Source organism: Corallococcus sp. AB018 (genome assembly GCF_003986945.1).
In the GTDB taxonomy this organism is placed as follows: domain Bacteria; phylum Myxococcota; class Myxococcia; order Myxococcales; family Myxococcaceae; genus Corallococcus; species Corallococcus exiguus.
The window spans coordinates 1-26,028 of record NZ_RAWR01000158.1 but is presented as its reverse complement, the minus strand read 5'-3'; the positions used below and the strand labels follow the sequence as shown (position 1 = coordinate 26,028).

The following is a 26,028-nucleotide window of genomic DNA, read 5'->3' as shown; positions in this document are numbered from 1 at the left end:
GCTCGGGCGGCGGGCCCTTCCGGGGCGGCGCGCGGCGCGGCAGCGTGACGGTGAAGGTGGTTCCGTCGCCCTCGGAGGAGGTGACCTCGATGGTGCCGCCGTGGGCGTGCACGATTTCGCGCACGATGTAGAGCCCCAGGCCGTAGCTCATCTTCAGCGTGCGCGTCTGCTGCGGGCCCTGGCGGAAGGGCTCGAAGAGGTGGGGCAGGGTGGCTTCCGGAATGGGGCGGCCCTGGTTGTGGACCGTCACCACCACCTTGTTGCGCAGGCCGCGAGTGGACAGCAGCACGGGCGCGTCCGCCGGGCTGTACTTGAGGGCGTTCTCCACCAGGTTGGACACCACCTGCGCCAGGCGGTCCGGGTCCCAGTGCCCCTGCGTGTTGCCCTTGTGGTCCACGACGATGTCGCGCTTCGGGAAGGCCACGCGGAACTCGTGAGCCACCTTGGCCAGCAGCTCCTGCGTGTCCGTGCCGCGCGGCTCAATCACCACGCCGCCCACCAGCCGGGCGCGGGTGAAGTCCAGCAGCAGGCGCGTCAGCCGTTCGATGCGGACCGCCGCGGTGGCGATGCGCTGGCTGGTGCGCGCCGTCTCCTCCGCGGGCCCACCGGCGGCGAGCACGCGCGACCAGTTCATGATGGCGCCGAGCGGGCTGCGGATGTCGTGGCTGATGATGCCCATCAAGTGTTCCTGGAACTCGGTGTGCCGGAGCACCTCTTCTTCCGCCCACTTGCGCTGGGTGATGTCGCGGCTGATGCCGAACAGGCCGAACACGTTCCCTTCCGGGTCGCGCAGCGGGCCCTTGGTGGACTGCCACACGCGGATGTCCCCGCTGGGGGACTGATGCGAATCCTCGTAGGTGAGGGGGTGGCCCGCCTTGAGCACGTCCCGGTCGTGCTTCACGTTGATGCGGGCCTCGTCGGGCGGGAAGAGCTCCGCGTCGGTGCGCCCGCGCACCTCGGCCACGGTGTCGCGGCCCACGGCGCGCGCGCCCGCCGAGTTGATGACCTGGTAGGTGCCATCCATGTCCTTGATGTAGATGGCGTCGGTGGTGCCCTCCATCACCGCCTGGAAGAGCTGGCCCACGCGCTGCAACTCGTGGCGGGCCTGGACCTCGCGGGAGATGTCGCGGCAGTGCACCAGCAGGCCGCCGTCCACGGGGCGGGTGCTCACCTCGAAGCAGAAGCCGCCTTCGTGCCAGCGGTGCTCGTAGGGCTCGGAGGAGGGCTGCTCGGTGGCGGGCACGTCCAGGCGCAGGTGCTGGCTCAAGCCCAGCACGTCCGCCACCTTCTTGCGCACGTCATCGCCCGGCTGGACGCGGGGCCCCAGCAGCTCGCGCATGCGCCGGCTCAGCCAGGTGATGCGCCAGCCCGCGTCCACACCGAGGAAGGCCTCTGGCAGCGCCTCCAGCAGCGTTTGCAGACCCGGGCCAGAGGCCTCCGTCGGGGACGGGGCGGAAGGACGGGAACGCGGGCGGGCAGGAGCTTGGGCCATCGGTGGGTCGTCGGGGTACGGGGAGCGGGTTCCTTCAGGTGGGAAACACAGCAGTGCGGCGGAGCGTGCCCGGCTTCAATGCCGGAACACGGGACCAGGACAGCGGCGGGCGTCCTGACTGCCTGTTACGCGAAACGCGGACTCGTGGATTTCCGAGGGTAGGGAGAAACCTCTTGGAGGAAACGGGTCAGTGACATTCCTGTCGCCTGCTTTGCGCGCGAGGTCCACCACGCGACAGAAGACACGGCTCTGGACGGGAACGGAACGCATCCTCCTGGAACCATACCCCGCGCGAGGCAAAGCGGGGGCCCGCCCCGAGGGATGACGTGACTTGCGCCCATGGCGGAGGGTTTTGGCCGGAGCGGATGGTCCAGGGTCTCCCAGGTGCTGGGAAAAAGGGGGGTGGACGTCACCCGGGGGAGGCGTGCCCCGTGCCTCCCCGGCTCAGGGCTTCCTGGGCTCACGAGGCTCCTTGGCCTCCCGAGGCTCGGTGTCTCCGCGCTCCAGCTTCCGGTAGAGCGTCTTGCGGTCCACGCCCAGGATGCGCGCGGCGAGCGTGCGGCTTCCGCCCACCGCCTCCAGCACGCGGTGGATGTAGCGGCGCTCCAGCTCCTCCAGCGTCACCAGCTCCGACGGGTCCGTGTTCTCCGGCACCACGCGCGGCGTGCTGTAGTTGCGGATGCGCTCCGGCAGGTCATCCACCGTGAGCTGTTCGAAGGACGTGAGCGCCACGGCGCGCTCGATGCAGTTCTGCAACTCACGCACGTTGCCCGGCCACCCGTAGGCCAGCAGGCGCTGCGCCGCCGCGGGGGACAGGCCCACCACCTTCTTGCCCGTGCGGGTCGCGAACTGCTCCACGAAGCGCTGCGACAAGAGCAGCACGTCGTTGCCGCGCGCGCGCAGCGGGGGCAGCTCCAGGCCAATGACGTTGAGCCGGTAGTAGAGGTCCTCGCGGAAGCGGTTCTCCTCCACCGCCAGCTCCAGGTCGCGGTTGGTCGCCGCGACGATGCGCGCGTCGAAGGGCGTCTCCGTGTCCCCGCCCACCGGGCGCACCACGCGCTCCTGCAATGCGCGCAGGAGCTTCGGCTGGAGCGTCATGGGCAGCTCGCCCACTTCATCCAGGAACAGCGTTCCCCCATTCGCCTTCACGAACAGGCCCGTGCGCGAGGCCTTCGCGTCGGTGAAGGCGCCCTTGGCGTGGCCGAACAGCTCGCTCTCCAAAAGCTGCTCCGGCATGGCCGCGCAGTTGATGGCCACGAAGGGCCCCTCCTTGCGCCGGCCCCGCGCGTGGAGGGCGCGCGCGGCCACCTCCTTGCCCGTGCCGCTCTCACCCGTAATCAGCACCGTGGCGTCCACGTCCGCCACCCGGTCGATGAGCGCGTACGCCTGCTTGAGCGCGGGGCTCTCTCCCACGAGCGCGCCGTCGTCCTGGCGTTGGTCCAGGGCCTGGCGCAGCCGGCGCACCTCCGCGCGCAGGGCGCGGTGCTGTACGGCGCGCTCCAGCACCAGCACCAGGGCGTCCAGGTCGATGGGCTTGGTGATGAAGTCGTAGGCGCCCGCGCGGATGGCGGCCACGGCCGTCTCCAGGCTGCCGAAGGCGGTCACCACGACCACGGGGATGTCCGGCCGGTTGAGCACGATGCGCTCGCACAGCGCCAGGCCGTCCATGCCGGGCATGCGCAGGTCGGTGAGGACGGTGTCGAAGTCCTCGGCGGCAAGCTTCTGGAGCGCCTCGTCCGCGGCGGCCACGGCCACGGGCTGGAAGCCCCGGCGCTGGAGGCCCTTCTCCACCATGGCGCGCATCTCGCGCTCGTCTTCGACAATCAGGATGCGGCCTGGCATGCGTCCTTCCCTGGCGGCAGGTAGATGGAGAAACAACTCCCACGGCCCGGCTCGCTTTTCACGTCAATCCAGCCGCCGTGGTCGCGCACCATCCCATAGGAGACGGACAACCCGAGCCCCGTTCCCTCGCCCACGTCCTTGGTGGTGAAGAAGGGCTCGAAGACGTGGGGCAGCACGTCCGCGGGAATGCCCGAGCCCTCGTCCTCCACGTCCAGCCGCACCCAGTCCTGCTCCGGGCCGCCCACGTCCGCGGGCGGCGTGGAGCGCAGCACCTGCGAGCGCACGCGCAAGGTGCCGGGCCGGTTCATCGCGTGGAGGCCGTTCATCACCAGGTTGGTGAGCACCTGCTGGAACTGCCCCGAGTCCACCTCCACGGTGAAGCCCGGGGGCACCTCCTGGGACAGCGTCACGCTGCGCTTGGTGGCCATGGGCTTGAGCAGCGACAGCGTGCGCTCCGCCAGCAGGGACAAGTCCTCCGGCGCGCGGGAGGGCGTGCGGCGCCGGGCGAAGTCCAGCAGCTGCCGGATGATGCCGGTCATGTGCTGGGCCTGCTGGAAGATGATGCGTGCGCACTCGTTCACCTCGTCGCCCTCCGCCTCGCCGGAGGAGACCATCTTCGCGCGGCCCATGACGACGTTGAGCGGCGTGCCCAACTCGTGCGCCACGCCGGACGCGAGCTTGCCCACCGTGGTGAGCCGATCCGCGTGCCGCAGGTGCTCCACCGTGCGCAGGCGCGCCGCCGTCTCCGTGGCCAGCCGGGCCCGCGTCTCCTCCAGTTGTTCACCCATCCGGTTCATGGCCACCGCCAGCGTCGTCAGTTCGTCGCCGCGCTCGCGCCGCAGGGGCACGCGCGCGGTGAGGTCGCCCTCGCCAATCCGTCCCGCCAGATGCACCAACTGCTCCACGGGCTGGCCCACCAGCTTGCGGCCCATGGCCATGGCGGCCAGGAGGAAGAAGAGGGAGAGCGCCGCCGTGGCGATGACGGTGCCCACCACGGTGGTGCGCACGTGCATCTCCTGTTCGGACATGGACTCGGTGATTTCAATGGCGCCCATGCGCCGCCCCAGGAACACCGGCGTGTACGAGCGCAGCACGCCCGGGCTGGTGGACTCGTCCATCAACCAGCCGTCGTTGCCCGCGCGCAGGCTGAGCAGCAGGGCGGGGGGCAGCGCCGGCGCGAAGCCGGAGCCCGGTCCACCGTCCAGCCACACCCAGCGCAGCCGCACCTGCTCCTGGAAGCGGTTGGCCTGGTTGAGGAGCGTGAGCGCTTCGGACTCACCCGCCAGCTGCCACGCCTTGCCAATGGAGCCGGCCAGCGTGTGACCGAGCAGGCGGTGGTCGTGCTGCGTGTCGATTTCCGACCGGGCGAGCTCCCGGTTGACCTGGAACGCCTGGAGCCCGGCCATCACCGCGACGGCGAGCAGCACGAGGGCCAGGGTGAATTTGCGAGCGAGCTTCACGGAAGAGGCAACCCCCGGTTCGTGCGTGAGGGGGAAGGAACACACGGACCGGGGAGGTACGCTACGAGTACCGCGGGTGCTGCGTCACGACAGTCCGTGGCTAGTTGCTGCTCGAGCCTTCAGCCGGGGCGGCGGGGGCCTTCTGGGAGGTGCCCTGCTTCGCCTTCTTCGCCTTGGCGCCGGCCTTCGCCTGGGCGGCGGGCGCGCTCTTGGCGGGCTTGGCCTCGGCGGCGAAGGCGCCCGAGGCGAGGGACAGGGACAGACCGAGGACCAGGGCGGAAGTGCGCTTCATGGAGAGACTCCGTGTCATGCCCGCGAGGTGTGAATTGGGGTGTGGGGTGCGGGGCTGACTGGAGCTAGAGCATTGGCCATGCCAACGCGCGCCACCGAGTGAGGCGCTGCCAACGCTGGGCAGGATGTCCATGCATGCCTGGGGCACATTGCCCCGACGGGGGGCAGGATGCCCCGGAGACTCACGCGGCACGACGGATCCACGGCCCCTGAAGGCATGGGGCGACGCACGTGGCATGCGCCATGCTCCTCCGCAATCAAATGACGAACGCACCTTCGCAAGGAGAAGCAACGCACGCCCCGCGCATCCTGGTGGCCGAGGACGACGACGCGATGCGCGCGATGCTCGTGCGCACGTTGGCGCGCGCGGGCTACACGGTGGTGGAGGTGGAGGACGGCTTCGAGCTGGGTGACTACGTGGCGATGATGCAGGGCCACGGTGGGACGCTCGCTCCGCCGGACCTCATCGTCAGCGACGTGCGCATGCCGGGGCGCACCGGCCTGGAGGCGCTCGGGAGGTTGCGCGCGCAGGGCATCGCGTGCCCGGTGCTGCTGCTCAGCGCCTTCGCGGATGAGGAGACGCACGCGGAGGCCCAGCGGCTGGGCGCCCGGCAACTGTTGGACAAGCCGGTGGACCTGGACGTACTGAAGGAAGCGGTGCGCGACGCGGTGGCGCACCCCTGAACAGGCCCCGGAGGCTCAGGCAGGTGTCCCTGCGTCGGCGGGCGGCGCCTCGGGAGTGGATACGCCGTTGAGCTCCGCGTGCAGCCGTTCGCGGTCCAGCTCGTTCTCCCAGCGGGACACGACGATGCTGGCCACGCCGTTGCCAATGAAGTTGGTGAGCGCGCGCGCCTCGCTCATGAACCGGTCGATGCCCAGGATGAGCGCCAGTCCCGCCACCGGCACGGACGGCACCACCGCCAGCGTGGCGGCCAGGGTGATGAAGCCCGCGCCCGTCACGCCGGACGCGCCCTTGGACGTGAGCATCGCCACGCCCAGCAGCGTGGCCGTCTGCGTGAACGTGAGGTCCACGTTGAGCGCCTGGGCCACGAACAGCGCCGCCATGGTGAGGTAGATGTTGGTGCCGTCCAGGTTGAACGAGTAGCCGCTGGGCACCACCAGTCCCACCACGGACTTGGAGCAGCCCAGCCGCTCCAGCTTCTGCATCAGCGGCACCAGCGCGGACTCGGACGACGACGTGCCCAGCACCAGGAACAGCTCCGCGCGGATGTAGCGCAGGAACTTCAGGATGGAGAAGCCCGTCACCCGAGCGACGAGCCCCAGCACGACGACGACGAAGAGCACGCACGCCAGATAGAAGCACCCCATCAGGCGCAACAGAGGGCCCAGGCTGGTGACGCCGTAGGCGCCCAGGGTGAAGGCCATGGACGCGCCCGCGCCAATGGGCGCCAGCTTCATCACCGTGCCAATCATGTGGAAGAAGGCCTTGGAGAGCGCCTCGAAGAGGACGACCACGGGCTTCGCCGTCGCGCCAATGGCCGTGAGCGAGAAGCCGAACAGCAGCGCCAGGAGCAGCACCTGGAGCAGGTCGCCTTCGCCGGTGAAGGCGTCCACGAAGGTGCGCGGGATGATGTGCAAGAGGAAGCCCGCGGTGGACTGGTCATGAGCCTGCTGGGCGAAGCGGGCCACGGCGCTCGCGTCCAGCGTGCGCGGATCCACGTTGAAGCCGGAGCCGGGCTTGAGCACCGTCACCACCACCGCGCCGATGATGAGCGCGAACGTGGAGATGACCTCGAAGTAGAGCAGCGCCTTGCCGCCCACCCGGCCGACCTTCTTCATGTCCGCCACGTTGGCCACGCCCAGCACCACGGTCAGGAAGATGACCGGGGAGATGAGCATCTTCACCAGGGCGATGAACGCGTCGCCCAAGGGCTTGAGCTTCACCGCCGTGGACGGCGCGAAGTGGCCCAGCAGGCCCCCCGCGAAGATGGCGGCCAGCACCCAGAGGTAGAGGCGGGAGGACTTCGAGTGGCCAGCGGTATCGGCGCTCATGGTCGTGCGTCCCCCCTCAGACCGACTTCTGCTCGGCTTCGTCCTTCTCGAACAACAGCTCCAGCTCGCGGCGCGCGCGGACGATGACCTCCATGAATTTCTTCTCGTCCTTGAAGACCTTGGCGCTCTCCAGCATCAGGGCCTCGTCGTGCTCGCGAAAGCGCTCCACGGACCGGCGGGCCTCCGCGAAGGTGAGGCCCATCTCCTGGAGCACGTCTCCGGCCATGGTGAGGCTCGCGTCGAACGTCTCACGGATGAGGTGGGTGACGCCCATGTCCAGCAGCCGGTACGCGTGCTCGCGGTTGCGCGCCCGGGCGTAGATGGTCAGGTGCGGGAAGTGCTCCTTCACCATCTGCGCGGTGCGCAGGGACGCTGCCATGTCGTCGATGGCCAGCACGAACACCTTGGCCTTCTCCGCGCGGGCGGCGCGCAGCAGGTCCAGCCGGGACGCGTCGCCGTAGAACACCTGGTTGCCGAAGCGCTGGATGAAGTCGATGTGCTCCGCGCTCGCGTCGATGGCGGTGAACCCGATGCGGCGCGCGCGCAGCAGGCGGGCCACCACCTGACCCACGCGCCCCATGCCCGCGATGATGACCGGGTGGTCCTCTTCCGGGGACACGTCGTATTCGCGCTGAGGGCCCTTGTTCTTGAAGCGCGGCGCCACCCAGCGCTCGTGGATGGCGGACAGGAACGGCGTCACCACCATGGACAGGCCCACCACCAGCACCAGCAGGTCCGCCTGCTCGCGCTCCATCACGTGGAAGGACACGGCCAGGGAGAAGAGGACGAAGGCGAACTCACCGCCCTGCGAAATCACCACCGCCAGGCTCTCCGCGGAGCCCGGCTTCTTCAGCCCCACCCGACCCAGCCCGTACAGCACCAGCGCCTTGAGGAAGGTGAGGCCCAGCACCAGCGCAAGCACGCGCAGGGACTCGCGCGCGAGCAGCGCCAGGTTCAAGGACATGCCCACGGCGATGAAGAACAGGCCCAGCAAGAGGCCCTTGAAGGGCTCGATGTCCGCCTCCAGCTCGTGGCGGTACTCGGACTCCGACAGCAGCACGCCCGCGAGGAACGCGCCCATCGGCATGGACAGGCCCACCGCGCTGACCAGCGTCGCGGTGCCCACGACGACGAGCAGCGCCGTCGCGGTGAACAGCTCCTGGCTGTGTACGGACGCCACCGCGCGGAACACCGGCCGCAGCAGGTGTCGGCCCGCCACCACCACCACGAGCACCGCACCCACGGCCTTCACGGCCATCAGCCACCCGGGCTCCGTGGACGGCGTGTCGGACCGGCCCAGGAGCGGCAGCGCGGCCAGGAGTGGGATGACGGCCAGGTCCTGGAACAGGAGGATGCCGAAGGCCAGCTGACCGTGCTCGGCGGTGAGCTGGTTCTTCTCCCCGAGCAGCTGGAGCGCGAACGCGGTGGAGGACAGCGACAGGCCGAAGCCCGCGACGATGGCCGCGTTCCAGGACAGGCCCAGCGCCTTCGACACGCCCGCGAGCAGCAGGCCCGTCAGCACCACCTGCGCGCCGCCCATGCCGAACACGGAGCGGCGCAGGTTCCACAGGCGCGACGGCTGCAGCTCCAGGCCAATCACGAACAGCAGCAGCACCACGCCCAGCTCGGCGGTGTGGAGGACGTTCTCCACGTCGGAGATGAGGCCCGCGCCATACGGCCCGATGGCCGCGCCCGCCGCCAGGTAGCCCAGCACGGAGCCCAGCCCCAGCTTCTTGAAGAGGGGCACGGCGACGACCGCGGCGGCCAGGAACACCAGCGCCTGATGCAGGAAGGACATAAGGCGCCTGCATGGCACGCTGAAGGCCACCTCGGCAACAGGCGTGGGGAGCGGCTCAGGCCTGCTGGGTGGGCATGAGGGTGAGCTGCTGGAAGTTGATGTGCCGCGGCAGGGCGGTGGCGAAGGCGATGATGCCCGCGACCTCCTCCGGCGACATCCAGGTGAGCGACTTCCGAGCGCCCTCCAGCCAGGCCCGAGCGCCCGGGTCGGTGTTGCCGTCGTGCAGCGCGGTGTCCACCAGCCCCGGCTCCAGGGCCATCACCCGGACGAAGCGGGGGCCCAGCTCCGCGCGCAGGTGACGGGACAGGTGGGTGACGGCGGCCTTGGTGGCGCCGTAGACGTTGAAGTTCGGGTACACCGCCTGCGCGGCCACGGACGACACGTTGATGAGGTCCGAGCGCCCGCCCGCCTTCGCCGCCGCCAGCAGCGGCTCCACGAAGGTCTCCACGACGCGCACGCTGGCCTTCACGTTCAAGTCGATCATCTGTTCCCAGTCCTCCGTGGGGTGCGCCTCCATGGGCGTGGGCCGCATGAGGCCGGCGTTGTTGAGGACCAGGTCCGCGACGCCCAGCTCGCCCGCGATGGCCTTCGCGGCCTCCTTCACGGACCGCGCGTCCAGCACGTCGGTGCCCAGGGCGAGCGCCCGGCCACCCCCTTGCGTGATGGTGGAGGCGAGCGCGTCCAGCCGCTCCTTGCTGCGCGCGAGCAGGGCGACGCTCGCGCCGTCCCGTGCGAGGCGCAGGGCGGTGGCGGCGCCGATGCCGCTGGAGGCGCCGGTGATGACGGCGATGCGGCCGGACAGGGGCAGGGTGGGGGATGCCATGGGAGGACTCCTGCTCGCGCTAGGGAAGGGTGCTGCTTTCGCGAGACAGGACAAGGGATAGGAAATGGGCGCTTCCGGGAGTAGGTCTGGAATCTGGATGGACTCCTGAAGAAAGCTCAGGAATGGCTCTCACTCCGCTCAATGCGTTGCACCAGTTCCTCGCTGTCGCCCGGCACCGAAGCTTCGCGGCCGCGGCGGCGGAGTTGGGCGTGTCGGCCTCCGCGCTGAGCCACACGGTGCGCCAGTTGGAGGAGCGGCTGGGCGTGCCGCTGTTGTCGCGCACGACGCGCAGCGTGGCCGTGACGGCGGCGGGGCGGCGGTTGGTGGAGCAGGCCGGGCCGGGCGTGGCGCAGGCCCTGGGCGCCCTCAAGGACGCGTCCTCGCGGCCCGGGACGCTGACGGGCGCGCTGCGCTTGACGCTGCCGTCCACCGCGCTGCCCTTCGTGCTCACGCCGCTGCTGGCCTCGTTTCGCGAGCGCCATCCCCAGGTGGAGTTGGACCTGGTGGTGGAGAACCGGAAGGCGGACATCGTCGCGGAGGGCTTCGACGCGGGCATCCGGCTGGAGGAGTACCTGGAGCGGGACATGGTGGCGGTGCGCATCGCGCCCCCGTTCCGCTTCGTCGTGGTGGGCACTCCGGAGTACCTGGAGCGCCACGGCACGCCGGTGAAGCCGAAGGACCTGCTCCAGCACGACTGCTTCACCTATCGCTCGTCCAACACCGGTGCGCTGCTGCCGTGGGATTTGGAGAAGGGCTCGCGCACGTGGCGGCTGCCGGTGCGCGGCACCGTCACCACCAACGACGAGCGCGTCTGGCTGGGGCTGGCGGAGGCCGGCCTGGGCCTGGCGTACGTGCTGGAGTCCCAGGTGGAGAGGCAGCTGAAGGCGGGCACGCTGCGCCGCGTGCTGGAGGAGTACGCCGCGTCCGTGCCGGGCCTCTTCCTCTACTTCCCCAGCCGAGCGCAGGTGTCACCCGCGCTGCGCGCCTTCCTGGAGCACGCGCGGCAGGTGCTCACCCCGCCCGCGCGGAGGAAGGGGCGCTGACTCAGTGCTCGTAGGTGTCGCGCGGACGCGACATGCCACCGGAGGCCGCGGCCTGCGGGGCGGCGACGGGCATGCCCACGTGCGCCACGGGCAGCGTGAAGTTGAAGACGCTGCCGGTGCCCAGGATGCTCTCCGCGCGGATGGAGCCGCCGTGCGCTTCCACCAGGCCCTTGGCGATGGCCAGCCCCAGGCCGGTGCCGCGGGCAGCCGCGTCGCGCGCCTGCCAGTAGCGGTCGAAGATGTGCGGCAGCGCGTCCGGCGTGATGCCGTTGCCCGTGTCGCGCACGTCGAAGGACACCTCGCCGCCGCGCATCACCGCCTTCACCGCCAACGTGCCGCCCGGCGGAGTGAACTTCACGGCGTTGCCCAGCAGGTTGCCCATCACCTGGAGCACGCGGCTGCGGTCGCACTTCACGCGCAGGCCCTCCGTGGGCAGGTCCGCTTCCAGGTGCAGCCCCTTGGCCTCCGCCAGCGGCCGGATGGCCTCCAGCGCCTCCGTGGCCAGCGCCACGGCGGTGTGCTCGCCCAGCTCCAGCGGCAGGTGGCCCGCCTCCAGGCGGCCCCAGTCCAACAGGTCGCTGATGAGCCGCGACATGCGCTCCGCCGCGTCGTTGATGCGCGTGGCCTGCTTCGCCACCGCCTCGCCGCCCGGCTTGCCCGCGGTGCCGCGCAGGAGCAGCGCCGCGCCCAGCTGCACCACGCCCAGCGGGTTCTTCAGGTCGTGCGACACCACCGCGAGCAGGTCCTCGCGAGCACGCGCCGCCCGGCGGGACTCACCCACCAGCCGAGCGTTGTCGATGGCCAGGCTCGCGCGCAGGCAGAGGTCCTCCGCCAGCGCCAGGTCGTCCGGGCCGTAGCGGCGGCCGGAGCCGGAGCTCACGAACGTCACCGCGCCCAGCGTGTGGCCGCGCGCGCGCAGCGGGATGATCATGTACGAGCGCGCCTGCAACGCCTCCAGCATCGCCGGGTGCGCGGGCTCCGCCGCCGCCGCGCGCAAGAGCGACTCCGTCACCGCGGGCACCAGCTCCGGCTCGCCCGTGCGCAGCACGCGCAACAGGCCCACGGGCGCGTCGTCGCGAACCTCCGTGCGCATGGGCAGGCCCCGGGCGCGCTCCTGCTGCGTCGGGTCCAGGCACGCCACCGCCGCGCGGCCCACCCACGGGCCCTGCTCCAGCGCGTCCACCAGGCACCAGTCCGCCAGGTCCGGCACCGCCAGGTGCGCGAGCAGCGTGTACATGCCCTGCGGATCCGGCGGGTGCGTGAACAGCGTCGTCATCGCCTGATACAGGAAGGACCGGCGGCGCTCGGCGGTCTCCACCTCCGCGCGCGCGGCCTGCTCCAGCTCCAGCGCGCGCGAATAGACGGCTTCGGCTTCCGTGAGCGCCCGCGCCGTCACCAGCACGACCGGGGACGCATCCGCGTCCGTGCCCAGCGGCGTGAGCACCAGCGCGTGCCGGCGGATGCCCTGCGCGCCCGGCCACGGCGCCTCCACGGTGGTGGACTCGCGCAGCGTCACCACGCGGACGCGCGCGGACTCCAGCGCGGTCAGTGCCTCCTGCGGCAGCCCCAGCTCACTCCAGTGCCGGCCCGACAGCGCGCCTGCCTCACGGCCGAGCGCCCGGGCGCCCGCCGCGCTACACGACACCAGCCGGCCCGTGCCATCCAGCAGGTAGGCAGGGTCGGGGATGGCGGCGAACACCGCTTCGTAGGCCAGACCGATTGTCAAAGCGCTCATCGGGGAGAAGGGGCGAGGGGGTGCCCGGATTGGACCCGATATTGACACTCCGTTCCAGGCCCGCCATTCCGCCCGCCAACTCCGGCGTATGAATTTCACTCAACCAACACTTCAGCTGAGCCGACCCCCCGGCTGGAGCAGTGCCAGCAGCCGGCGGGCAATCTGCCCGAGCGGCAGGACCTCGTGCGCCAGGTTGGCGCCCACCACCACTGCGGGCATGCCGTAGACCACGGACGTCGCCTCGTCCTGGGCGATCACCCGCCCGCCCGCCTGGTGCAGGTCCCGGATGCCGTCCAGGCCGTCCTGGCCCATGCCGGTGAGCACCACCGCCAGGGCCGTCTGCCCGTAGGCGCGGGCCACGGTGCGGAAGAGCCAGTTGGCGGACGGGCGGAAGCCCTGGATGGGCGCGGCGCCGGACACCTGCGCGCGCTGGTCCTGGGTGACGCCCAGGTGCTTGTCATCCGGTGCCAGGTACACCGTGCCGGAGACGAGGGGCTCGCCGTCCTCGGCCACCTTCACGCGCAGCTTCGTGGCCGTGCCCAACCACGTGGCCAGGCCGGAGCCGAAGCCCAGCGCGATGTGCTGCACCACCAGGATGGGGGGCGGGGAGGGGTGGCTGCCCAGGTCGGACAGGATGCGGTGGAGCGCGGCGGGGCCCCCCGTGGACGCGGCCAGCGCCAGCACGGCGGGCGGGCGTGTGCCGGGCGTGGGCGTCGACTCCGGCGGGGGCAGCGGCGTGGCGGAGCGGTCCGGCCAGCGGCGCACCACCTTCACCTGGGCCATGGCCTTGAGCGTGTCGCGCAGGCGGCGGCTGTCCGCCTCGAAGTCCGGCGACTCCGGGCCCACCGGCTTCTGGAGCACCGCCAACGCCCCGGCCCTCAGCGCGGCCATGGACGTCTGGATGTCGCGCTCCACCAGCGTGGACACCACCACCACCGGCGTGGGCACCTCCGTCATGATGCGGCGGGTGGCGTCCAGGCCGTCCATGCGCGGCATCTGGATGTCCATCGTCACCAGGTTCGGCTGCAGGCGCTGGCACAGCTCCACCGCCTCCAGGCCGTCCTTGGCCTCACCCACCACGGTAAGCGCCGGGTCGGTGCGCAGGATTTCCACCAGCAGCCGCCGGGCGGTGGGCGAGTCCTCGGCCACCAGGATGCGCAACGGTTCGGTCTTCATAGCAGTCGCCTCAGGGTCTCCAGCAGACTCGTGGGGTCAAACGCGCTCTTCACGATGTACGCGCTCGCGCCGGCTTGCAGGCCGCGCGCCTTGTCCTCGGGCTTCTCTCGCGACGTGACGAGCACCACCGGCACCCGTCCGAAGCGCGGAGAGGTGCGCACGGCCTCCGTCACCTGGAAGCCATCCATGCGCGGCATCTCCACGTCCAGCACCAGCGCGTCCGCGCCGCCCGCCTGGAGCCGCTCCCACGCCTCCGCGCCATCCGCGCACGCGGTGACGTCGTAGCCGGCGCCCTCCAGGATGCTCTGCTCCAGCATGCGGGTCGTGGGCGAGTCGTCCGCCAGCACCACGCGCCGGCGCACCGCCTGCTCCTTGGGCGTGGGGAAGAACTGGGCGGAGGGGCGTCCCCCCGCGGCCCGCACCAGTGACGCGGGGTTGAGCAGCAGCGCCATGCGCCCATCCGGCAGCACCGCGGCGGCGGCCACGTGCCGGGCCCGCTTCACGCGGCTGCCCAGCGAGCGCACCAGCACCTCCTGCTCCGCGATGACCTCGTCCACCACCAGCGCCGCCTGCGCGGTGCCCGCGGACAGCACCACCGCGGGGGGCCGCGACTTCGGCGGCCCCGGGGGCAACTCCAGCACGCCCGCGAGCGACGCCAGCGGCACCAGCGCCTCCGGCGTCACCCAGGACATGCGGCCCTCCACCTCGCGCACGTCGGAGGGCGCCAGGCGCAACAGCCGGTCCACGCCCTCGCTGGCGAGCGCCAGCGCCTGCCCGCCCACGGACACCAGCAGCACGCGCAGGGTGCTCAGGGTGAGGGGCACGTCCAGCGTGAAGCGGGTGCCCTGGCCCGCCTTGAAGGCCACCTCCACGCTGCCGCGCAGGGCCTCCACCTGGGCGCGCACCACGTCCAGGCCCACGCCCCGGCCGGACACCGCCGTCACCTTCGCCGCGGTGGACAGGCCCGGCAGGAACACGAGCCGCGCCGCGTCCTCGTCGTCCTCGGGCGCTTCCATGCCCCGGGCCCGCGCGCGCTCGCGCAGCGCCTCCAGGTCCAGGCCGCGCCCGTCGTCCTCCACCGCCACCTCCACCCGGCTGCCGCGAAGCCGCGCGGACAGCACCACGCGGCCCTCCTCCGGCTTGCCGTGGCGCACGCGCTCCTCCGGCGCCTCCAGGCCGTGCGCCACCGCGTTGCGCACCAGGTGCAGCAGCGGTTCGCGCAGGGACTGGAGCAGCGAGCGGTCCAGGTCCAGCCCGCCGCCGTGCACCTCCATGCGCACGCGCCGGCCCAGGCTGTGCGCCACGTCGCGCGCGGCGCGCTCCAGGCCGGTGCAGCCCTCCTCGAAGGGGAGCATGCGCGCGCGGCGCACCTCATCATCCAGGCCGGTGGAGGACTGGAACAGCGCGCGGCGGTCCTGCGCCAGCACGCGCGCCACCCGCGCCAGCTCCAGCTCCACGCGGCGCAGCGTCGCCTCGGACTGCGTGCCGCGCACCCGCTCGCGCAGCCCCATCACGTCGTCGCGCAGCGCCTCCAGGGATTCGGCGTGGCCCTCCAGGCGCAGCATCGCCACGCGCAACTCACCACTGCGGCCCAGCAGCGCGTCCAGCTTCTGCCCGGACACGCGCACCGGCAGCATCTCCCCGCTGGCCTGCGAGGGGAAGGAGAGCTCCGGCTCGGCCTCCGCGGGCTTCTCGTGGGGAGCAGGGGCGGGCGGCGCCGACTTCGGCGCGGGCACTGGAGGCTGGGTGGGCGAGCCGTGCGCGGCCTGCTCCAACTGGGGCAGCAGCGCCTCCAGCGGTGAGCCGGACAGGTCCTGGCGCGCGGCCAGGCGGCGGCCCGCGTCGTCCAGCGCGTCCACGGTGGCGAAGCACAGCTCGAAGAGGTCCGGCGACGGCGCGCGCCCGTGGATGAGCGGCTCCAGCACCTCCTCCATGCGGTGGCAGGCGTTCTCCACCATGCTGGCGCTGGCCGCGCGAGACGCGCCCTTCACGCTGTGCAGCGTCCGCAGGATGCCCGGGACGAGCTCCTTCGCGCGCGCCGGGGCCTGCTCCAGCGCGAGCAGGTCCCGGTTGAGGGACACGACGTGCCCCTCCAGCTCCTCCAGGAACGAGTCCAGCAGTGCCTGCGCCAGCCTGTCGCGATCCATGGGTTAGCGCCCGAACTCCCCGAGCAGCCCCTTCAACTTCTGGCCCATGGCGTTGATGTCCTGCATCGCGCGCTCCGTCTGCCGCGACGAGATGAGCCCCTGCTGCGTGGCCTGGTTCACGTCGTGCATCGCCTGGCGGATCTGCCCGATGCCGGTGGCCTGCTGGTTGGCGGACGCGGCGATCTGCGCGGCCGTGAGCGACGCCTGCGTGAGCAGGTCCGCCAGCTGCTGGATGGTGGCGCCCGCTTCGGTGACGACGCGCGTGGCGGCGGACACGCTCTTGGTGCCCTCCTCCGTGGTCATCACCGCGCCGTGGGTGGCCTTCTGGATTTGTCCCAGGATCTGCCGCACCTGCGCGGTGGCCTTCTTGGACTGGTCCGCCAGGGCCTTCACCTCGGAGGCGACGACGGCGAAGCCGCGGCCGTGCTCGCCCGCGCGGCTCGCTTCAATGGACGCGTTGAGCGCGAGCATGTGCGTCTGCTCGGAGATGTCGTTGACGGTGGTGATGATGTCGCCAATGGCCTGGGCCTGCTCGGCCAGGGCGAGGATGCGCGACGCGATGGACTCCACCTGGTCACGCACGGCGCCCATGGAGGACACCGCCTCCTCCACGGCGCGGCGGCCGGAGCGGCCCACCTCCTCGGAGTGACGGGCGGACTCGCTCACCGCGCGGGCGCGGCCGGCGGCCTCTTCCGACGTCTTGGTGATCTCCTCGATGGTGCTCACCGTCTCCGTGACGGCGGTGCCCTGCTCCTGGGCGCCGGCCACCTGCTCGGTGGTGCTGGCGAGGATTTCGGAGGACGCGCCGGCCAGCTGGTTGACGAACTCCGCCACGGTCTTGAGCGTGTGCTCGCGCTGCTCGGACTGCTTCGCCAGCTGGATTTCCGCCTGCTGGCGGCGCTCCGCCATGGCGTTGAAGGCGCCGGCCAGGTCGGCCATCTCGTCCTTGCCGCGCACGTCGATGCGGTGGGTGAGGTCGCCCTTGCCCAGCTGCTCCGCGCCGAAGGTGAGCTTGCGCAGGGGGTCGGTGATGCCGCGGGTGATGACGAAGCTGCCCACGCCCACGATGGCCAGGCCCAGGAGGGTGCCCAGCGCCAGCACCCAGACGCTGCGCTGCGCGGCCTGGGTGGCGGCGTCGGAGTACTGCCTCCAGCGGTCCTCCTCCGTCTCGCGCATCTCCGCGATGAGCTCCCGGATGACCTCCATCTCCCGCTGGCCGCGGTTGGTCTTCACCACGGTCTGGGCCGCCTCGAAGCCCTGCTCGCGGCGCAGGCGGATGGTGTCGGCCACCTCGTCCAGCTTGCTCGCGACCAGCGGCTCCAGCTTCGTGAAGCGCGAGCGCTGGTCGGGGTACTTCGCCATCGCGGGGCGCAGGGCGTCCATGTCCGCGCGCAGCTCGGTGAGGGCGTTCTGGTACGGGCGCAGGTAGCTCTCGTCGCCGGTGAGGAGGAAGCCGCGCTGGCCGGTCTCCGCGTCCACGATGAGGGCGCGCGCCTCGCGCAGCATCTTGTAGTTGTTGTGGGCCTCCAGCAGGCCCTCCGTGGTGGTGGTGAGCTGCTGGGCGCCCTGGAAGGCCACTCCGGCGATGATCAGCAGGACCAGCAGGGACAGCCCGAAGCCCAGCGCGATGCGATTCCCGATGCTCATGCGACTCCTTCTTCGGAAAGCTCGAACACGAGACGCTCGTCGGCGAGGAGGGCCTCTCCCTCCAGGACGAGCGTGCCGTCGGGGCTGACGCCGGACACCAGCGCGCCCGCTTCCTCTTCCAGGGAGGAGGGCGCGGGCAACAGCTCCGTGACCGTCAGCACCGCCACCTCCATCACCTCATCCGTGCGCAGGCCCAGCTCCGCGCGGGCCGTGCCCACCACCAGCACGGGGCCGGTGCCCTGCTCCGAGGGCCGGCCGAACAGCGGCGCCAGCTCCACCACGGGCAGCACCTCTCCGCGCAGGAGCGTCAGGCCGCGCAGCAGCGGCGGCGAGCCCGGCAGCAGGGTGAGCTCCGGCGCGCGCATGACCTCCAGGATGAAGCGCGACTCCAGGGCATACAGCTGGCCCGCGGCCCGGAAGCGGACCATCTCCCGCTGGCTGCCGGGCAGCACGGGGATTTCCGCCGGGCGGGCCAGGGCGAGGGCGCGCGCGTCGAGCGCGGCGAGGGCCGCCTCGTCGGTGAAGGTGTCGCGCGCCTCGGTGGCGCGCTCCAGCGCTTCCAGACGGGCCCGGGCCTTGTCCCAGTCGATGTTTCCCTCGCGCTTCGGCATCCGCTCGCCTCTCTAGCCTTCCGTCCGCTCCAGGCGCCGCCACTCCGCGCGGGCCACGTCCGCCAGCGCTCCGGCCCGCTCACCTTCCGCCAGCGGCACCAGCGCCTCTGGCGGCAGCTTCCGGCACAGCCCTTCCGCCTCGCGGTAGGCCCGGGCCGCGGCGGCGGTCTGGTCCTGCCGGCGCAGCACGTGGCCCATGAGCAGGTGGCCCACCGCGAGCCCCGGCTCCAGGTAGAGCGCCTGCCGGGCGGCTCTCTCCGCGTCGGACAGCCGCGCCTGTCCCAGGAGCAGCAGGGCCTCCAGATACCGCAGACCGGCGACCAGTGGGTGACGAACCGAGGCCTCCTCGCAGGCGAACAGCGCCGCGCGCGGATCCAGGTTGGCCAGTGCACGAACCGCGGCCAGGGCGCCCTCCGGGTCGGCCGATTGGGCCCCCGCCCGCCGGGCCGCCTCGCGCCAGTCGCCGCGGGCCAGCGCCGCCCGCACGGCCTCCAGGGCCTCCACGCTGAGCGTGAAGCGGGTGCGCGTGCCAGACGTGGACGCATCACCGGTGCGAGCCGTCGGAGCCCCCGAAGCGGGAGCGCCGCCGGAGAGGGCTCCCGCCGACGAGGGCGCACCACCGCCGGCAGGCCCGAGGCCCGAAATGGGAGCGCCGCCATGGGAGCCGCCCCCCGAGGCTGACGTGCCGGTCCCTGACGCCCACGGCGGGGAGACACCCGCGGTCACTCCATCCGCTCCGGCGGTGAACGTCCCCGGCGCGACTCCCGAGGAACCTCCCGCCGGAGACGGCCGGGCTCCCGGAGACGCGGAGGCGCCAGGGGCCACCGCGGGGAGCGAACCCGCTCCGGGACGACCGCTGGAGACAGCACCCGGCGTGCCCACGGTGAAGGGCGTGCCATCCGCGCGCAGGGGCGCCAGGGGCTGGAGCGGGACGAAGTGCCCGGCGTTCGAGCCGGCCAGGGGCTTGCGGTACAGCACGCCCCACTCCGTGAGGACGGGCTCGAACGGCGCGTAGTCCCCGAGCGGCGGATCCGACGGACCCGTGAACAGGTACCCGCCGTCGTCCAGGGACGCATGGAGCCTGCGCGCCACGCCCTCGATGGTGGCGCGGTTGAAGTAGATGAGGACGTTGCGGCAGAAGATGACGTCCAGCTGCCAGAGGCCGCTCTCCGCCGAGGGCCACGTCTCCAGCGCCAGGTTGAGGTAGCCCAGCTGCACGTGGCGCTTCACGTCCTGCGACAGCTGGTAGAAGCGGCCCTCCTGCTTGAGGTGGGGACGCATGCGGTCCGCGGAAGGGCCGCGCAGGGACCAATCCGTGTAGCGGGCCTGCTGGGCGCGGCGGAGCGCCGTGCGCGACACGTCCGTCGCGCGCACCGTCATGTGGTCTTCCCAGCCCTCGGCCATCAGCAGCGCGGTGATGGAGTAGGGCTCCTCGCCGGAGGAGCACGCCGCGCTCCACGCGCGCAGCAGGTGGCCGGGCCCCTGGCGCTCGTGTAATTCCGGCAGCACCACGCGGCGCAGGTGGTCGAAGTGCTCGTGGGTGCGGAAGAAGTACGTCTCCCCGATGGTGAGCTCGGTGAGCAGGTCGTCCAGGAGCGCGTTGTCGAACGACACCTCGCGCAGGTAGACCTCCACGTCGTCCTGGTTGGCGCGGGCCATGGCGCGCTGGATGCCTTCCAGCGCGGCGGCCAGGCAGCTGGGCGCGGCGAGCCCGGCGCGCTGCTCCACCAGGGCGAGCACCTCCTTGAATCCCGGGGGCAGGACGCCGCCAATCAAGCAGGCTCCGGAAGGGCTCCGAGCGCGCTGTCGAGTTGCAGGGCCTCCGCCTCGGAGAGGAAGGAGCGCAGGTCGTGCACGAGCACCAGCCCGTCCGTCAGCTTCGCGGCGCCGGCCACGTACCCCACGCCCGGCAGCTCCCGGGGAGACGGGTCCCACTCCCCGGGGGTGACGGCGTGCAGCCCTTCGGCCCGGTCCACGCGCATCGCCACCAGCCGTCCACCGGTGGAGGCGACGATGAAGTGGTCCATGGGGGACAGGGCGCGAGCGGGGTGGCGGAAGCGGCGGCGCAGGTCCAGCACGGGCAGCAGCTCACCGCGCAGGTTGAGCAGGCCCTCCACCACGTCGGGGGCCTGGGGCAGGGGCGTGAGGCGCGCGGCGCGCACCAACTCGCGCACGTCCTCCACGGGCAGGCCGTAGCGCTGCCGCTCCAGGGTGAACAGCAGGACTTCCTGTGGGCCGGCCTCCGAGGGGGGATTCATGGATGCGCGTCGCAGGCTACAGGAGGCAGGTCACCCTGGGGATTCAGGATGTGGGCCCGTCTTCCAGAGAACGCTCCGAGGGGATGGCGTGGGGCCTCTGCCTGAAGCCAACGCCCGGCGGGACGCCAGGAGTCCCGGACGGAAACGCTTTTTCGTCCGGGCCGTCCTCAAGGGATGTCGCCAGGTGGCATGGGGCCGGGCATCGTGAGGCACATGGTTCAGCACGTCATCGTCGTGGGCGCGGGCCCGGGAGGCCTGACGGCCGCCATCAACCTCGCGGGGCAGGGCTTCCGGGTCACCGTGGTGGAGAAGGACGCGGTGCCCGGCGGCAGGATGAAAGGCCTCACGCTCGGGCAGGACGGCGAGTACGCGGTGGACACGGGCCCGTCCATCCTCCAGCTGCCGGGCATCCTGAAGCAGATCTTCTGGCGCGCGGGGAAGCAGCTGGAGGACTACGTCACGTTGGTGCCGGTGGACCCGAACACGCGCGTGCACTTCTGGGACGGCACGCACCTGGACACGCGGAGGGACCTGGAGCGGATGGGCCAGGACCTGGAGAAGTTCGGAGCAGGGAAGGGGCGCGCGCTCCAGGAGTGGATGGAGGACGGGAGGAGGAAGTACGCGCTCGCGTACGAGAAGTTCATCTGCACGAACGCGGGCAGCCTGGACTACTACGCGCCTTGGAGGCTCGCGCCCACGCTGCGTTTCAAGCCGTGGCAGACGCTCTACCGGCAGCTGGATTCGTTCTTCCACGACGACCGGATGACATACGCGCTGGCGTATCCGTCGAAGTACCTGGGGCTGCACCCGACGACGTGCTCCTCGGTGTTCAGCGTGATTCCGTTCATCGAGCTGTGCTTCGGCGTGTGGCACGTGCAGGGCGGTTTCCGGGAGCTGTCGCGAGGGATGATGAGGTGCGCCCAGGACCTGGGCGTGACGTTCCGGATGGGCACGGCGGTGGAGCAGGTGCGCACGGAGGCCGGGCGCGCGGTGGGAGTGAAGCTCGCGAGCGGCGAGGTGTTGGACGCGGACGCGGTGGTGGTGAACGCGGACCTGGCGTACGCGGCGCAGAAGCTGTTGGCGCCGGAGCTGCGGGAGGGCTCGAGGCTGTCGGACGGGGCGTTGGAGCGGGCGAAGTATTCGTGCAGCACGTTCATGGCGTACTACGGGTTGGACACGACGTACGCGGACCTGCCGCACCACCTCATCTACCTGTCGGAGAGCGCGAGGCGCACGGACAAGGACGCGCTGGAGGACCGCACGGTGGACGTGGACGACCCGCCCTTCTACGTGTGCAACCCGGGAGTGACGGACGGCACGGGAGCACCGAAGGGGCACTCGACGCTGTACGTGCTGGTGCCCACGCCCAACACGGCGCGCCCGGTGGACTGGGCGAAGACGGAAGCGACGTTGCGCGAGCGCATCCCGAAGATGCTGGAGAAGGTGGGCATCAAGGGATTGCGAGAGCACGTGAAGGCTGAGCGCTACTTCACGGCGGAGACGTGGAGGGACGACTTCAACGTGTTCCGGGGAGCGGTGTTCAACCTGTCGCACACCTGGATGCAATTGGGCCCGCTGCGGCCGCGAGTGAAGAACGCGCAGGTGGAGGGGCTGTACTTCGTGGGCGGAGGGACGCACCCGGGAAGCGGGCTCCTGACCATCATGGAGAGCGCGAACATCGCGGCGGACTATCTCACGCGCGAAGCCGGCAAGGGGCCGCTGAAGGGCTGGCCTTACGTGCCGCCCATGGAGGACGCCGGAGAACAGGCGCCGCTCCGCATGGCGCGGAGCGGCTGAAGACACGCGCCGGGTCCTCTCATGTCAGACCTCCCCGCTAGGTTCGGCGGCGTCGTCGAAATGGGGGGACACCATGGCGTTGGATTGGAAGCGCTTGCTGTGTGACACGCGGATCCGCGAGGCCGAGGGCGGACGGGCCTCTGCTTCGCTGGAGGACGATGGCCGGTCCGAGTTCGATCGGGACTATGACCGGACCGTCTTCTCCACTCCGGTCCGGCGCCTCAAGGACAAGACCCAGGTGTTTCCGCTGGAGCCGAACGACGCGGTCCGGACGCGCCTGACGCATTCCCTGGAGGTCTCGACGCTGGCCCGGGGACTCGCGCGTGGCGCGGCCCGCTGGATGCTGCGCGAGGGCCACCTCGATTCCAGCCAGCAGGTGCTCGACATCGAGGCCATCGCGGCGACGTGCGGCCTCATTCACGACCTGGGAAATCCTCCGTTCGGCCATGCGGGCGAAGAGGCCATTGGGAGTTGGTTCCGGACGCACTTCGGATCGGAGGGGCAGGGGCTCCTTCATGAGGCAGAGACCGCGACCGTGCGTGCCGGCCAGCTCCGGAGTGATTTCTTGCGGTTCGAGGGAAACGCCCAGACGCTGCGCATCGTGTCGCGCCTTCAACTGCTCGCGGATTCCTACGGGCTGAACCTGACGGTGGGCACGCTGTCGGCCGCGATGAAATACACGGCGGCCTCGGATGAGACGTCCGACACCGGTCCCGCCGACAGGAAGAAGCCCGGCTATTTCGCCTCGGAGCAGCGCCTTGTGGACAGGGTCCGGTCGCTCACCGGAACCGGGACCGCGCGCAACCCCATCGCGTACCTCGTCGAGGCCTGTGACGACATGGTCTACGCGACCGTGGACATCGAGGACGGGGTCAAGAAGGGCCTCGTAGGCTGGCCGGAGGTCGAAGCCTTCCTGGAGAAGCACGACGACTCGGGCATGGCGAAGACCGTCCTCAAGAGCGTCCATGACTACATCGAGAAAGCGGACACGCCGCTGGAAGGGCGGGCTCGGGACGAGGCTCTCGCGCAGCACTTCCGGACGATGGTCATTGGTCACGCCAAGCGGGAAATCCTCGCGGCCTTCCAGCGGAACTACGCGCGGCTCATGCAGGGAGAGTCGCTGGAGCAGGGAGACCTCATCGGTGCCAGTGGGGCGTCGCGGCTCATCGAGGTGTGCAAGCGCTTCGGGCGCGAGCGCGTCTACAACGCCCCGGAGACGCTCCGGCTGGAGACCCTGGGCCGCCGGGTCATCGATGGGTTGATGGACATCTTCTGGGAGGGGGCTCAGGGGTGTCCGGTCCCCGTGGACACCGCGGGCAAGGACTGGAAGAAGTTCAACAAGAGCCCTGAAGGCAAGGTCTACAACCTGTTGTCGAGGAACTACCGGACCGCGTTCGAGTCCGCCTGCGAGAACTCGAGCCTTCCTCCGCTGTACCATCGCATCCAGTTGGTGACCGACTACGTCTGTGGAATGACAGACACCTTTGCTTGCAGCCTCCATGCGCAGCTCACCCACGGATAGCGCCATCCTCCATGACCCGCGGCGGGTCCTGCGCAAGCGTCTGAGCGATTTCGTCACCCGTGTGCCGCATCCCTGGCACGGTGCGATGCGGTCGCTCCTGGACGTCTTCCGGGAGCATGACTGGCACGTCTTCGTCTTCGGCGGCACGCTGCGGGACCTGCTGGCCGTGTCGGCGACGGCGGCGCCCCGGGACGTGGACCTGGTCGTGGCGGGCGCGACGGGGCCCGCGCTGCGAGCCGCGTTCTCCCGGGAGTTGGTCCGGGTCAACCGGTTCGGAGGTTTGCATCTCCAGGTTCAGAAACTCCCCGTGGACATCTGGACCCTGGAATCCACCTGGGCCTTCCAGCAGAAGCTGGTGCATGGCGGGGACTTCGCGCACCTGCCCCGGACGACGTTCCTCAACGTGGAAGCCGTGGCCGCGGAGTTGGACACCCGGAAGGGTCGTGCGCGGCGGGTCTATGGAGAACCCTTCTTCCGCGCGGTCCGTGAGCAGGTGCTCGACATCAACCTGGAGGAGAATCCCTACGCGGGCCTCTGTGTGGTCCGGTCCCTGCTCACGGCGCGGAAGCTCCACTACGCACTGGGACCCCGGCTCGCGCGTTACGTTGCCCACCATGGCTCCCGCATCGATGCGGCGGAGCTGGAGGCCATTCAGCTCTCCCATTACGGGCGCATCCGTCTCGACCGGGACCAGTTGATGCGCCTGATCCGCATCGTGAGTGGGAAGAGGATGGCCACGCGGCCGAGGCCCGTCGAGCTTCCCCGGGTGCGTCAGCTCGAATGGAAGCTGCCGCGTCCCCAGCAACTCGACTGGCACTCCCGGGAGTGGAGGTCCACGTCCCGGGAAGCGCCCATTTTTCAGAGCACCGGCTGACCCTTTTCAGGGGCGGCAGCTCACCTCCACGAGGATGCCGCCCGGGGCGCGGCAGTAGACGAGGGTGCCCCGGTTGTTGCGGATGACGTCGGACACCTCCAGGCCGTCTGCCTTCACGCGCTCATGGAAGGCGAGCACGGGGGCTTCGGAGTCCTGTAGGAATCCGACGTGGAAGTCCTCGGGGAAGACGTCGGAGTCGCGCTTGCGGCGCTGGAGGATGAGCACGAAGCCATCCGTCCCGCCGAGCATGGCGATGGCGGGCGAGTCATGGTTCTTCGCGTGCGACGTGAAGCCGCAGTAGCGCATGAAGAAGCGGGCGGTGGCCTGGACGTCGGGGACCTGCAGATCAAGGTGATTCAGCTTCATGGTGGACCTCGCGAAGGCACACGAATGCCTTCGAAGGGCCGTGGGTCCTGAATCCCGAAGGAGACGGACAAGTGCTTCCACCATGGAAGTGACCGGGGCTCACCGAACCGGTCCGCCGTTTTTCGACCGGTGTGGAGGCTAATGCAATGGCAGACGGAATGCCAGACTACGAAACGTACCGCTCCGCCAGCTCCGACACCTGCCCCGTCGCCTGGGCCACCGCCGTCGCCGCCTCCTGCGTCGTGCCCAGCTGCCGCAGCGTCGCGGCCATCAGCTCGTCCATCTCACTCACCGCGCCGAACAGCTGATCCACGCCCGCGTGCTGCTGCGCCACGGCTTCAGCAATCTGCCGCACCGCGGACGCGGACTCGTGCGTCAGCTTGATGAGCTCCCGCAGCCGCTCGCCGCTCTTGCGCAGCGGCACCAGCGCCGCCTCCACGCCCGCGGAGCTCTTGTCCGCCGTCACGACCGCCTCGCCCGTCGCGGTCTCCATGCCTTCCAGCAACCCGCGCACCTGGCCCGTCGCCTTGATGGACTGGTCCGCCAGCTCTCGCATCTGCCGCGCCACCACCGCGAAGCCCCGGCCCTGCTCGCCCGCGCGGCTCGCCTCGATGGCCGCGTTGATGGCCAGCATGTGCGACTGGTCCGCCAGCGACTTCACCACCTCCGACACCCGGCCCACTTCGCGAGCACGCGTGCCCAGGTCCACCACCTGCTGATTCAAGCCGTGCGTCAGGCCCCGGATGTCAGCGAGCCCCTGCTCCGTGCCCGCCAGCGACTCCTCGCCCAGCTTGCCCATCGCCGCGGCGCGCTCCGCCACCTGCAGGACGCTCCCCGCGCGGCTCGCCGCCAGCTTCGACATCTGCTGGATCTCCTGCGCCGTCGTGCGCGCCTGGTGGATGGCCGACGCCTGCCGCGACAGCGTGCGGTTCTGCTGGTCGCTCGCCTCCGTCAGCCGCGTGCCCGCCTTCGCCAGGTGCCCCGCCGACGAGCTCAGCGCCCGGGGCAGCTCCTGCAATTGTTCATAGAGCAGCCACGTGCGCGCGGACAGGTCGCCCAGCTCATCCGTGGACACCCACTGCGGCGGCGCCGCGCGGCCCTCCACCAGCGCGTCCAGCGACGCCCCCACCGCC

Annotated in this window: 21 protein-coding genes; 5 read left to right on the top strand and 16 right to left on the bottom strand. The window is 70.9% G+C overall.

Annotated features, from left to right (window positions below):
• From D7Y11_RS28915 to D7Y11_RS28900, 4 genes are all read right to left on the bottom strand, one after another.
• The coding region (locus tag D7Y11_RS28915; RefSeq protein WP_126935302.1) for an ATP-binding protein at positions 1 to 1,492 on the bottom strand (1,492 nt) is incomplete at its 3' end.
• A 444-nt stretch (positions 1,493 to 1,936) separates the two neighbouring features.
• Positions 1,937 to 3,334, bottom strand: a complete 1,398-nt coding sequence (locus tag D7Y11_RS28910) for a sigma-54 dependent transcriptional regulator (protein WP_120577170.1) — start codon at positions 3,332 to 3,334, stop codon at positions 1,937 to 1,939.
• Entirely contained in the window at positions 3,316 to 4,794 is a 1,479-nt protein-coding gene (locus tag D7Y11_RS28905; RefSeq protein WP_120577171.1) for a sensor histidine kinase, read from the bottom strand. Before D7Y11_RS28905 ends, D7Y11_RS28910 begins: the two co-directional genes overlap by 19 nt.
• Positions 4,795 to 4,894: 100 nt before the next feature.
• Positions 4,895 to 5,086 carry a hypothetical protein gene (locus D7Y11_RS28900; protein ID WP_120577172.1) on the bottom strand — a complete coding sequence of 64 codons (192 nt, stop codon included), beginning with the start codon at positions 5,084 to 5,086 and terminating at the stop codon, positions 4,895 to 4,897.
• 260 nt (positions 5,087 to 5,346) lie between these two features.
• Here D7Y11_RS28900 and D7Y11_RS28895 point away from each other — a divergent pair, with 260 nt between their 5' ends.
• Positions 5,347 to 5,769, top strand: coding sequence for a response regulator (locus tag D7Y11_RS28895; RefSeq protein ID WP_233607420.1), 423 nt, complete (start codon positions 5,347 to 5,349; stop codon positions 5,767 to 5,769).
• Between the two features lie 15 nt (positions 5,770 to 5,784).
• On the opposite strand, the gene dctA is transcribed toward D7Y11_RS28895, so the two are convergent.
• From dctA to D7Y11_RS28880, 3 genes are read right to left on the bottom strand one after another with little or no spacing between them, the layout of a single operon-like run.
• Positions 5,785 to 7,098: a C4-dicarboxylate transporter DctA gene (gene dctA, locus D7Y11_RS28890; RefSeq protein WP_126935300.1), complete on the bottom strand. Its 1,314-nt coding sequence runs from the start codon at positions 7,096 to 7,098 to the stop codon at positions 5,785 to 5,787.
• A gap of 16 nt (positions 7,099 to 7,114) precedes the next feature.
• A complete protein-coding gene (locus D7Y11_RS28885; RefSeq protein WP_120577175.1) occupies positions 7,115 to 8,896 on the bottom strand; it encodes a monovalent cation:proton antiporter-2 (CPA2) family protein in 1,782 nt (593 codons plus the stop codon).
• A 55-nt stretch (positions 8,897 to 8,951) separates the two neighbouring features.
• Entirely contained in the window at positions 8,952 to 9,719 is a 768-nt protein-coding gene (locus D7Y11_RS28880; RefSeq protein ID WP_120577176.1) for an SDR family oxidoreductase, read from the bottom strand.
• 122 nt (positions 9,720 to 9,841) lie between these two features.
• On the opposite strand from D7Y11_RS28880, the gene D7Y11_RS28875 reads away from it, so the two are divergent.
• Positions 9,842 to 10,762 carry a LysR family transcriptional regulator gene (locus D7Y11_RS28875; protein WP_126935299.1) on the top strand — a complete coding sequence of 307 codons (921 nt, stop codon included), beginning with the start codon at positions 9,842 to 9,844 and terminating at the stop codon, positions 10,760 to 10,762.
• A gap of 1 nt (position 10,763) precedes the next feature.
• On the opposite strand, the gene D7Y11_RS28870 is transcribed toward D7Y11_RS28875, so the two are convergent.
• The 7 genes from D7Y11_RS28870 to D7Y11_RS28840 form a co-directional block, all read right to left on the bottom strand.
• Positions 10,764 to 12,497 (bottom strand): ATP-binding protein, encoded by a 1,734-nt coding sequence (locus D7Y11_RS28870; RefSeq protein WP_120577178.1) that lies wholly within the window; start codon positions 12,495 to 12,497, stop codon positions 10,764 to 10,766.
• A gap of 111 nt (positions 12,498 to 12,608) precedes the next feature.
• Positions 12,609 to 13,673, bottom strand: coding sequence for a chemotaxis-specific protein-glutamate methyltransferase CheB (cheB, locus tag D7Y11_RS28865; protein ID WP_120577179.1), 1,065 nt, complete (start codon positions 13,671 to 13,673; stop codon positions 12,609 to 12,611).
• The gene (locus D7Y11_RS28860; protein ID WP_121754555.1) at positions 13,670 to 15,820 is read right to left on the bottom strand and encodes a response regulator; all 2,151 of its coding nucleotides are present in this window, start codon (positions 15,818 to 15,820) and stop codon (positions 13,670 to 13,672) included. The genes cheB and D7Y11_RS28860 overlap by 4 nt, the downstream gene beginning before the upstream one ends.
• Positions 15,821 to 15,823: 3 nt before the next feature.
• A complete protein-coding gene (locus D7Y11_RS28855; RefSeq protein ID WP_120577181.1) occupies positions 15,824 to 17,467 on the bottom strand; it encodes a methyl-accepting chemotaxis protein in 1,644 nt (547 codons plus the stop codon).
• Entirely contained in the window at positions 17,464 to 18,078 is a 615-nt protein-coding gene (locus tag D7Y11_RS28850) for a chemotaxis protein CheW (protein ID WP_121754556.1), read from the bottom strand. Before D7Y11_RS28850 ends, D7Y11_RS28855 begins: the two co-directional genes overlap by 4 nt.
• 12 nt (positions 18,079 to 18,090) lie before the next feature.
• On the bottom strand, positions 18,091 to 19,854 hold the full coding sequence (locus D7Y11_RS28845; RefSeq protein ID WP_121754557.1) for a protein-glutamate O-methyltransferase CheR: 1,764 nt from the start codon (positions 19,852 to 19,854) through the stop codon (positions 18,091 to 18,093).
• The gene (locus tag D7Y11_RS28840; protein WP_121754558.1) at positions 19,851 to 20,336 is read right to left on the bottom strand and encodes a chemotaxis protein CheW; all 486 of its coding nucleotides are present in this window, start codon (positions 20,334 to 20,336) and stop codon (positions 19,851 to 19,853) included. The genes D7Y11_RS28845 and D7Y11_RS28840 overlap by 4 nt, the downstream gene beginning before the upstream one ends.
• A 213-nt stretch (positions 20,337 to 20,549) precedes the next feature.
• On the opposite strand from D7Y11_RS28840, the gene D7Y11_RS28835 reads away from it, so the two are divergent.
• The 3 genes from D7Y11_RS28835 (at position 20,550) to D7Y11_RS28825 (ending at position 24,529) form a co-directional block, all read left to right on the top strand.
• The gene (locus D7Y11_RS28835; protein WP_121754564.1) at positions 20,550 to 22,133 is read left to right on the top strand and encodes an NAD(P)/FAD-dependent oxidoreductase; all 1,584 of its coding nucleotides are present in this window, start codon (positions 20,550 to 20,552) and stop codon (positions 22,131 to 22,133) included.
• 73 nt (positions 22,134 to 22,206) lie between these two features.
• Complete coding sequence (gene dgt, locus D7Y11_RS28830) at positions 22,207 to 23,655, top strand: dGTP triphosphohydrolase (protein ID WP_126935298.1); 1,449 nt, start codon at positions 22,207 to 22,209, stop codon at positions 23,653 to 23,655.
• An 85-nt stretch (positions 23,656 to 23,740) separates the two neighbouring features.
• Positions 23,741 to 24,529 carry a hypothetical protein gene (locus D7Y11_RS28825; protein WP_126935297.1) on the top strand — a complete coding sequence of 263 codons (789 nt, stop codon included), beginning with the start codon at positions 23,741 to 23,743 and terminating at the stop codon, positions 24,527 to 24,529.
• Between the two features lie 6 nt (positions 24,530 to 24,535).
• Here the strand turns inward: D7Y11_RS28825 and D7Y11_RS28820 are convergent, their stop codons facing one another.
• Positions 24,536 to 24,895 (bottom strand): VOC family protein, encoded by a 360-nt coding sequence (locus D7Y11_RS28820; protein ID WP_126935296.1) that lies wholly within the window; start codon positions 24,893 to 24,895, stop codon positions 24,536 to 24,538.
• Between the two features lie 166 nt (positions 24,896 to 25,061).
• Positions 25,062 to 26,028, bottom strand: a 967-nt coding sequence (locus D7Y11_RS28815) for a methyl-accepting chemotaxis protein (RefSeq protein WP_233607419.1), incomplete at its 5' end; no start/stop codon positions are given.

Excerpts from the sequence above, each read along its gene's own strand:
- D7Y11_RS28870 (WP_120577178.1), bottom strand. The coding sequence starts at position 12,497 with ATGAGCGCTTTGACAATCGGTCTGGCCTACGAAGCGGTGTTCGCCGCC.
- D7Y11_RS28875 (WP_126935299.1), top strand. The coding sequence starts at position 9,842 with ATGGCTCTCACTCCGCTCAATGCGTTGCACCAGTTCCTCGCTGTCGCC.
- D7Y11_RS28910 (WP_120577170.1), bottom strand. The coding sequence starts at position 3,334 with ATGCCAGGCCGCATCCTGATTGTCGAAGACGAGCGCGAGATGCGCGCC.
- D7Y11_RS28895 (WP_233607420.1), top strand. The coding sequence starts at position 5,347 with ATGACGAACGCACCTTCGCAAGGAGAAGCAACGCACGCCCCGCGCATC.
- D7Y11_RS28850 (WP_121754556.1), bottom strand. The coding sequence starts at position 18,078 with ATGCCGAAGCGCGAGGGAAACATCGACTGGGACAAGGCCCGGGCCCGT.
- D7Y11_RS28860 (WP_121754555.1), bottom strand. The coding sequence starts at position 15,820 with ATGGATCGCGACAGGCTGGCGCAGGCACTGCTGGACTCGTTCCTGGAG.
- D7Y11_RS28835 (WP_121754564.1), top strand. The coding sequence starts at position 20,550 with ATGGTTCAGCACGTCATCGTCGTGGGCGCGGGCCCGGGAGGCCTGACG.
- D7Y11_RS28880 (WP_120577176.1), bottom strand. The coding sequence starts at position 9,719 with ATGGCATCCCCCACCCTGCCCCTGTCCGGCCGCATCGCCGTCATCACC.
- D7Y11_RS28885 (WP_120577175.1), bottom strand. The coding sequence starts at position 8,896 with ATGTCCTTCCTGCATCAGGCGCTGGTGTTCCTGGCCGCCGCGGTCGTC.
- D7Y11_RS28825 (WP_126935297.1), top strand. The coding sequence starts at position 23,741 with ATGCGGTCGCTCCTGGACGTCTTCCGGGAGCATGACTGGCACGTCTTC.
- D7Y11_RS28820 (WP_126935296.1), bottom strand. The coding sequence starts at position 24,895 with ATGAAGCTGAATCACCTTGATCTGCAGGTCCCCGACGTCCAGGCCACC.
- dctA (WP_126935300.1), bottom strand. The coding sequence starts at position 7,098 with ATGAGCGCCGATACCGCTGGCCACTCGAAGTCCTCCCGCCTCTACCTC.
- D7Y11_RS28900 (WP_120577172.1), bottom strand. The coding sequence starts at position 5,086 with ATGAAGCGCACTTCCGCCCTGGTCCTCGGTCTGTCCCTGTCCCTCGCC.
- cheB (WP_120577179.1), bottom strand. The coding sequence starts at position 13,673 with ATGAAGACCGAACCGTTGCGCATCCTGGTGGCCGAGGACTCGCCCACC.
- D7Y11_RS28840 (WP_121754558.1), bottom strand. The coding sequence starts at position 20,336 with ATGAATCCCCCCTCGGAGGCCGGCCCACAGGAAGTCCTGCTGTTCACC.
- D7Y11_RS28855 (WP_120577181.1), bottom strand. The coding sequence starts at position 17,467 with ATGAGCATCGGGAATCGCATCGCGCTGGGCTTCGGGCTGTCCCTGCTG.
- dgt (WP_126935298.1), top strand. The coding sequence starts at position 22,207 with ATGGCGTTGGATTGGAAGCGCTTGCTGTGTGACACGCGGATCCGCGAG.